This window comes from Kitasatospora sp. NPDC059577 (assembly GCF_042735475.1).
Taxonomy (GTDB): Bacteria; Actinomycetota; Actinomycetes; order Streptomycetales; family Streptomycetaceae; genus Kitasatospora.
Genome location: NZ_JBHWBZ010000047.1, coordinates 56,877 through 65,217 on the forward strand (window position 1 = coordinate 56,877; position 8,341 = coordinate 65,217).

General features: G+C 72.7%; 4 protein-coding genes. 2 read left to right on the forward strand and 2 right to left on the reverse strand.

The features are described 5' to 3' along the window. Nucleotides 1-144: 144 nt before the first annotated feature. Complete coding sequence (locus ACFV0O_RS29200; protein WP_380346644.1) at nt 145-1,548, reverse strand: APC family permease; 1,404 nt, start codon at nt 1,546-1,548, stop codon at nt 145-147. Nucleotides 1,549-2,018: 470 nt separating this feature from the next. Beyond that, the gene (eccCa, locus tag ACFV0O_RS29205; RefSeq protein WP_380346645.1) at nt 2,019-5,960 is read right to left on the reverse strand and encodes a type VII secretion protein EccCa; all 3,942 of its coding nucleotides are present in this window, start codon (nt 5,958-5,960) and stop codon (nt 2,019-2,021) included. Between the two features lie 313 nt (nt 5,961-6,273). On the opposite strand from eccCa, the gene eccD reads away from it, so the two are divergent. Together eccD and rpsO are read left to right on the forward strand one after the other, a co-directional pair. Beyond that, on the forward strand, nt 6,274-7,734 hold the full coding sequence (gene eccD / locus ACFV0O_RS29210; protein WP_380346646.1) for a type VII secretion integral membrane protein EccD: 1,461 nt from the start codon (nt 6,274-6,276) through the stop codon (nt 7,732-7,734). 225 nt (nt 7,735-7,959) lie between these two features. Continuing rightward, the gene (rpsO, locus tag ACFV0O_RS29215; RefSeq protein WP_030245440.1) at nt 7,960-8,250 is read left to right on the forward strand and encodes a 30S ribosomal protein S15; all 291 of its coding nucleotides are present in this window, start codon (nt 7,960-7,962) and stop codon (nt 8,248-8,250) included. Nucleotides 8,251-8,341 lie beyond the last annotated feature (91 nt).

Here is an 8,341-nt window from a genome sequence, read left to right on the forward strand (position 1 = left end):
GGGCGGGGGGGGGGGGGGCGGGCGGGGGGGGCGGGGGGGGGGGGGGGGGGGGGGGGGTGGGGGGGGGCGGGGGCGGGGGGGCGCGGGGGGGGGGGGGCCCCCCCCCCCCCCACCGCTGTGTGGGGGAGGTGGGGGACCGGGGGGTCAGCCCTGCTGGTCCTCGGGGAGGCTGATCACCCAGCGGGTCTCCTGGCGGGGGCGCAGGTAGAACAGCCAGTACAGGGTGGCGACGGCGGTGATGCCGCCGGTCCACAGCAGGGGCTCCGCGTCCAGCTTGGTCATCACGTAGAGGAGGACGGCGACCAGGGCGATCGGGACGGCGGGCCACAGCGGCATCCGCCAGGCGGCGGCGTGCTTGTGGTGGGCGCGGCGGGAGAGCAGCGCGGCGATCGCGACCAGCAGGTACATGCCGGTGACGGCGACGCCGGTGATGTTGCTGAGCAGCTCGCCCTTGACGAAGCAGAGCGCGGCGCCGGGCAGGCCGACGGCCAGGGTGGCGATCCAGGGGGAGCCGAAGCGGCCGAGGGTGGCGAAGGCCTTGTTGACCGGCTCGGGCCAGGCCTTGTCGCGGGCGGAGGCGAACAGCACCCGGGAGTTCTGGATGACCATGACGATGCCGGCGTTGATGATGGCCAGCGCGACGCAGAGGCTGATGAAGGTGCCGACCGCGGAGTTGCTCCAGGCGGTGACCATGCCGGAGATGTCGCCGGAGGTCAGGGTCTGCAGGTCGGGGGCGCCCATGGTGATGGCGACGACCGGGATGAGGATGACGGCGGCGGAGATGCCGAGCGTCCACAGCACGGTGCGGGAGACGTTGCGGCGGGGGTTCTCCAGCTCCTCGGACAGGTAGACGGCGGTGGAGAAGCCCTGGGTGATGAACAGGGCGATGCCGAGTGCGCCGACGATGGCGCCGACGCTCACCGTGGTGGTGGTACCGCCGTCCCCGGCGACCACGCCGTGCAGCAGGCTGGGGGCGTTGCCGTTGGCGTGGGCGAAGCCGAGCACCGAGACGACGCCGGCCGCGATGACCTCCAGGACCAGGAAGATGCCGGTGATCCAGGCGTTGGCACGCAGGTCGAGCAGGCCGGCCAGGGTGGCGGCGAGCATCACGGCGGCGCCGGTCATGGCCTTGTCGAGGTGCAGCACGGGTGCGAGGTAGTCGGCGGTGCCGAGGGCGATGACCGAGGGGACGATCATCACCACGATCAGCGAGAGCACGAAGACCAGCCAGCCCATCAGCCGTCCGGCCAGGGTGCCGACCATGGCGTACTCGCCGCCGGCGCTGGGGATCAGGGTGCCGAGTTCGGAGTAGCAGAACGCGACCGCGACGCAGAGCACGGTGCCGATGGCGATGGCCAGGGCGGTGGCGCTGCCGATGCTGGAGAACAGCTCGGGCACGATCACGAAGAGCGTCGATGCCGGGGTGACGCAGGACAGCGTGAGCAGGGTGCCGCCCACCACGCCGATCGAGCGCTTGAGCTGCTGGGGCGCGGCCGCCTCGGCCGCCGGGGCGGCTACGTGCTGTGGCGGGCGAAGCGTGTCGGTCATGTGGCTTCCGATCGGCTCTGTGCGGTCCTGGGGTGGGAGCGGTATCGCCTCCGCTGGGCTGGTTGCTCGGGTTCTGGTCCAGTCGCTCCCGGGCCGCCATGGAACCTTGGGCGTATTGATTGCGTCAACGTCGGAACTGCTTCGGAATCCGTTGCGGCAAACGGCATAAACATGCGATCCGATGATCACGTTCGGCCATTGTGTGCTTTGTCCGACTTGTTACCTGAACTGGATCTCGATTGAATCGAAGGTGAACAAAGGGTTGAAGGCTGCCATTCGAAGGTCCCGGTTCGGATGGGCGACGGTACGCCCAGGCGCCCCCGAAGGCCTCGGGGACGCCCCGGCCGGGTACGGGAACCGCAGCACCCGCCGGGAAAGATCTAGGTAACGTTTCAGCACCTGGGACGCCGAAGGGGTCGGACTCCCGGGAGTCCGACCCCTTCGATCACCGTCCGTGACGGACGGCCCGGCTACGCGACCGGCAGCCAGCCCGTCTGGACCATCTGCCCGCCGGTCACGCGGCGTGACACGTAGATGCCGCGGCCCGGCGGCAGCGCCTGCGGCTTGACCGTCCCCAGCAGCGCGCCCTCGTCCCGGCTGCCGGACAGGATCACGCCCTGGCCGCCCAGCTCGCGCATCCGCTGCAGCACCGGCTCGTACAGCGAGCGGCCGGCGCCGCCCGCGCTGCGGGCCACGATCACCCGCAGGCCGATGTCCCGCGCGAACGGCAGGAACTCGGCCAGCGGCGCCAGCGGGTTGCCCGAGCCCGTCGCGACCAGTTCGTAGTCGTCGACGACCACGAACATGTCCTTGCCGCTGTACCAGCTGCGGTTGCGCAGCTGTTCGGCGGTCACGTCCGGGCCGGGGAGACGGCGGGAGCAGGCCCCGCGCAGCATGTCCACCACGGCCGACATGGCGGGTCGGGCCGCCGCGGACTCGACCAGGTACTCCGGCGGCACCGTCCCCAGCAGCGCGCGCCGGTAGTCGCCGACCACGATGCCCGCCTGGTCCGGCGTGTAACGCTCGGTGATCTGCTTGATCAGCATCCGCAGCACCGCCGACTTCCCCGACTCGGTGTCGCCGAAGACGATGAACAGCGGGTCGGTCTCGAAGTTGACGAAGGCCGGCGCCAGCTCCGCCTCGTCCACGCCGAAGGCCACGCCGCGCTCCGGGTGCTCGAAGCCCTTCGGCAGCGAGTGCCCGTCCAGCACGGCCGGCAGCATCCGCACCTGCGGCGCGCGCGGCCCGCTCCAGGCCCCGTCGATCGCGCCGACCAGTCCGGCCACGCCCTCCTGCAGGTCGTCGATGCCGGAGGAGCCGTCCAGGCGCGGCAGGCCGGACAGGAAGTGCAGCCGCTCCGGGGTGATGCCGCGACCGGCCTGCGGCGGCACGTTCTGCGCCGACCGCCGGTCCACCTCGGACTCCATCGGGTCACCGAGCTTCAACTCGGTGCGGTTCTGCAGCAGGTCCTTCAGGGCCGGGCGGACCTCCGCGTAGCGGGCCGCGGTGATGATCAGGTGGACGCCGTAGCCGAGGCCGCGCTGGGCGATGTCGCCGATCACCGGCTCCAGACCCTCGAACTCCTGCTTGAAGGTGTTCCAGCCGTCGATCACCAGGAAGACGTCGCCGAAGGCCTCGTCCGGTAGCTGCCCGGCCGCCCGGCGGGCCCGGTAGGTGCCGATGGTGTCGATCCCGGTGGCCCGGAACAGCTCCTCGCGCCGGTTCATCACCCCGTGCACCTCGGAGACCATCCGGCGGACCTTGTCCACGTCCAGGCGCCCGGCCACCCCGCCGACGTGCGGCAGCCCGGCCAGCGACTGGAAGCTGCCGGCGCCGAAGTCCAGCAGGTAGAACTGCACCTCCAGCGGGGTGTGGGTGAGGGCGAACGAGGCGACCGCGGTGCGCACCACGGTCGACTTGCCCGAGCGCGGACCGCCCACGACCAAGCCGTGGCCGGCCGCCCCCGCGTAGTCGACCTCCAGGATGTCCGTCTTCTGCTCGCGCGGCCGGTCCACGATGCCGATCGGCACCCGCAGGCGCCCCGCCGGGTAGCCGGGAGCGGTCAGCCCGCGATCCGGCGCGACCTGCAGCGGCGGCAGCAGGTGGTCCATGCTCGGCGCCTCCTCCAGCGGCGGCAGCCACACCTGGTGCGCGGCCGGGCCCTGGCCGGCCATCCGCTGGACGAAGACGTCCAGCACGGTGTCCACCAGCGCGTCGTCCTGCTCCGGTGCCGGCGGCGCCTCCTCCTCCACCGGGTCCGGCAGGTCCACGAAGGCCGCGGTGAACTCCACCGGTCGGGCGGCGACCCGCCGCCCGCCGGTCGACCGCTGCTGCCCCGGCGCCCGGTACGGCCCCGAGACGTACGCGGCCTTGAACCGGTCCATCACGTCCTCGCCGAACTTCAGGTAGCCGACGCCCGGCACCGGCGGCAGGTGGTAGGCGTCCGGCACGCCGATCGCCGCCCGCGACTCGGCCGCCGAGAAGGTGCGCAGACCGATCCGGTAGGAGAGGTAGGTGTCCAGGCCGCGCAGCTTGCCCTCCTCCAGGCGCTGCGAGGCCAGCAGCAGGTGCACGCCCAGCGACCGGCCGATCCGGCCGATCTGGATGAACATCTCGATGAAGTCCGGCTTGGCGGTGAGGAGCTCGGAGAACTCGTCGATGATCAGCACCAGCGAGGGCAGCGGGTCCAGCGCCGCGCCGGCCGCCCGGGCCCGCTCGTACTCGTGGATGTTGGCGTAGTTGCCCGCCGAGCGCAGCAGCTCCTGGCGGCGGTGCAGCTCGCCCTCGATCGCGTCGCGCATGCGGTCGACCAGGGTGAGCTCGCCCTCCAGGTTGGTGATCACCGCGGAGGTGTGCGGCATGTCGGCCATGCCGGAGAAGGTCGCACCGCCCTTGAAGTCGGCGAGGACGAAGTTCAGGATCTCCGAGGAGTGCGTCATCGCCAGCGCGAGCACCAGGGTGCGCAGCAGCTCCGACTTGCCGGAACCGGTCGCGCCGACGCACAGGCCGTGCGGGCCCATGCCCTCCAGCGCGGCCTCCTTGATGTCCAGGTAGACGTGCTCGCCGTTGGCGCCGACGCCGATCGGCACCCGCATCCGCTCGTGCTGGGCGCGCTGGCGCCAGCTGCGGTTCACGTCGAAGGAGCCCGGGTCGCCCGAACTCATCATGTCGGTGAAGTCCAGGTTGGACAGCAGCGGTTCGTCGTCACCGCCGGCCGAGACCCGGTACGGCGCCAACTGCCGGGCCAGCGCCTCGGACTGCCACATCGAGAGCAGGTCCGGCTTGCCGGTGTACGTCGCGCCGGAGGCCGAACGCAGCACCAGTTCCTCGGCGTTGACCGTCACCATCAGGTGCCCGCTCGGCTCGTCGACCTCGCCCGGGACCACCTCGATGACCGTCACGCCCTGCACGCCCTCGGGGCTCGCCAGCAGCGAGTCGTGCGGCACCCCGGCGCCGTCCATGACGACCACCAGGTGCGGCTGGTCCGCGGCGGGTGCCGCGTCCCGGACGAAGCGCTGGCGACCGGCCAGCTCGTCCTGCAGCAGGTACTCCAGATCGCCCAGGTCGGTGGCGAACAGCCGGCGCGAGCCCGCGCCGTCGGCGTCCTTGCGGTGCTGGTTGTGCGGGAGCCACTTGGCCCACTCCCACTCCTCGGCCGCGCCGGGCGCCGCCGCGACCGCCACCATCAGGTCGTCCGGCGAGTGCAGGGTGGTCAACTGGGCGATCATCGCGCGCACGGTGCCGCACACCGAGTCCGGGTCCCCGCACACCGTGATGTGGTAGAAGGCCCGCAGCGACACCGCCAACGGCAGGTCCTGCAGGGTGCCGTGCGCCTTCATGAAGGAGTGCATGGCGGCCGCCGACAGCGGCTCCAGCTCGTCCATCGGCGCGGTCTGCGGCGCCATCAGCGGCGTGGACAGCTGCACCGGCCCGAGGCCGACCCGGATCTGCGCGAAGTCGCCGTCCCCGGTGCGCCGCTCCCACAGTCGACGGCCGTCCTCGACGATCGACCACAGCTGGTCCGGCGCCGGGTTCAGGAACAGCAGCGCACCGCGCTGGCGCTCCGCCGTGCGGCGCACCTGACGGCGGGTCTGCTGCAGGTACTTGAGGTAGTCGCGCCGCTCGTCCGCCATCGCGGTCGAGCCGCCCTTGCGGGCCCGCACGATCTGGGCCAGCGCCATGCCGACCGTCGAGACGATCACCAGACCGCCCATGACCTTCATCGGAGCGGCCGCGCCGGGCGAGAAGAAGAACACCGCCGACCCGCCCATGCCGAGCATCGGCAGGATGCCCATCAGCCAGTCCTCGCTGCCCTGCCGGGGCAGTTCGGGCGGGCTCACCAGCTCCACCGGCTCGTCCGGCACGGTGGGCGGATAGGCCCTGGCCGGTCGCTTGACCGTGATCACACCCATGTGTCATCCACCCCGTGGCGTCGATCGATGACTTCGGCATCAGCCTCACGCGACTGCGTACGGTCCGTACGGGATTCCGGCGGCTGAGGACGCCCCACACGGCGCAGGCCCCCGTACCTTCGCGCAGGCGCCGATCCTAACGGTCGCCCCCGCACCGCCCGCCGGGCCCCGGTCACCGACCGAGCGGGTAGGGTGACGCTGCGTCAACTCTCGGCCCGGTCGGGCCGGTTCCGCCGCCACACCGAGCGCCGCCGTGCCTCGGCACCGTCAACAAGGGGGAGCGCCACGTGCGTCGAAGGAGCGAGGTGGGGGCATGACCAGTGCCGCCGCGACCGGTTACTGCCGGGTGACGGTCGTCGCCCCGGACCGCCGGATCGACGTCGCCCTGCCCGAGGACGTCCCGCTCGCGGACGTCTACCCCGAGGTGCTGCGCCTGGCCAACCAGAGCCAGCCCGACGGCACCCCCACCGGCTTCCACCTGGTCCGCCGCGACGGCACGGTCCTCGACAGCGGTCTGCCGCTGGCCGCCCAGCAGGTCCGCGACGGCGACCTGCTCGCGCTGCGCCCGTTCGCCGAGTCCCTCCCGCCGGCGGTCTACGACGACGTCGCCGACGCGATCGCCAGCGCCGTCGAGGCCGACCGCCGGTTCTGGACCGCCGAGCTGATGCGCGGCTTCGGCCTGATCGGGGCCGGGGTGCTGCTCACCCTGCTCGGCTTCGCGCTCTGGTTCTCCGACCTGCGCCACGACATGCACGGCCTGCCCGGCGTCCTGGCCGGCGTGATCGCCGTGGTGCTCACCGCGCTGGCCGGCGTGCGCGCCCGGGTCTACCAGGACCCCCATGCCGCCCTCGCCCTCGGCCTCGGCGCGCTGCCGCACGCCATGATCGGCGGCAGCGGCCTCATCGCCGTCGCCCACCCGTGGGACGGCCCCGGCCGGGTCCAGTTCCTGGCCGGCTGCGTGACCGTCCTGGTGGTCGCCGTGCTGCTGACCGGCCTGCTGCCGGAGAAGGACGCGGTGTTCGTCGCCGCCGCCCTGGTCGCCACCGCCGGCGCGCTCGCCACCTTCGCCGCGGTCCTGATGCCGGAGACCCCGGCCGGGCACATCGCCGCCGTCACCGGCGTCGCCGCCGTCGCCGCCGTCGGCTTCCTGCCCAGCCTCTCCGCCCGCTTCGCCAGGCTGCCGGTCGGCTTCAGCGCCCCCGGCCAGACCCGCACCCGCAGCCGTGACTACGACGAGGAGGCCGAGCGCGCCGAGGCCGTCCAGTACGAGAAGATCGCCCACCAGGCCCGCCGCGGCCACGAGGTGCTGGTCGGCCTGGTCGGCGGCTGCGCCGCGGTCGTGGTCGGTGCCTGCGCGGTCCTCGGCTTCACCGACGAGACCTTCCCCGAGCTGCTCGCGCTCACCCTGGGCCTGGCCACCATGCTGCGCGCCCGGCTGTTCCGCTACACCGCACAGGTGCTCAGCCTCACCGTGGCCGGCCTGCTCGGGCTGTCCCTGCTGATCGTCGGGCTGTCCCTGCACACCCCGCAGTTCTTCCTGCGGGTCGCGGGCTCCACCACCCAGCTCGACCTGCGCACGGTCTGGCTGGCCACCTCCATCGCGTTCGGCGCCGCGCTGCTCGTCGCGATCGCCCTGGTGGTGCCCCGGCTCGGCGTCTCCCCGTTCTGGGGGCGCATCCTGGACCTGGTCGACAGCCTCACGCTGATCTCGCTGGTCCCGCTGGCGCTCGCCGTCCTGGACATCTACCGACTGGTCCGCGGGGCCACCGGCTGACCCGCGCCGTGCCGCCCGCCGCCCCTCCCGGGAACGCTCCGCCACCCCCCTCGGGGGTGGCGGACAGCCGGATGGGCGGCACTGGTACGCTTGGCCTCCGAGCGCAGCCGTGTGTCCGCCGCCCCTCCGTGGGCTGCAGCGCGCCGGCCGCTCTCACGACACCGAGTTCTCGATGAGTCCTGTGCTGTCGACCAGGACCGCTCGGTAGACCCCGAAGGAGTTGCAGTGGCTCTCGCCTCTGACGTCAAGAAGCAGATCATCGCCGAGTTCGGCCAGAAGGAGGGCGACACCGGCTCCCCCGAGGTCCAGGTGGCCATGCTCTCCCGCCGTATCTCGGACCTGACCGAGCACCTCAAGCTGCACAAGCACGACCACCACTCGCGTCGTGGCCTGCTGATCCTGGTCGGCCAGCGCCGCCGCCTGCTGCAGTACCTGGCCAAGAAGGACATCGAGCGCTTCCGTACGCTCGTCGACCGCCTGGGCATCCGTCGCGGTGCCGCCGGCGGCGCCCGCTAAGACCGCCGGGGGGGGGGGGGGGGGGCCCCCCCCCCGGGCCGCCCCCCCGCGGGGGGGGGGCGGGGGGGGGGGGCGGGCGCGCGCGCCAGAA

What these genes read in the sequence shown, in the direction of transcription:
- ACFV0O_RS29200 (WP_380346644.1), bottom strand. Translation starts at nt 1,548, where the DNA reads ATGACCGACACGCTTCGCCCGCCACAGCACGTAGCCGCCCCGGCGGCC.
- eccCa (WP_380346645.1), bottom strand. Translation starts at nt 5,960, where the DNA reads ATGGGTGTGATCACGGTCAAGCGACCGGCCAGGGCCTATCCGCCCACC.
- eccD (WP_380346646.1), top strand. Translation starts at nt 6,274, where the DNA reads ATGACCAGTGCCGCCGCGACCGGTTACTGCCGGGTGACGGTCGTCGCC.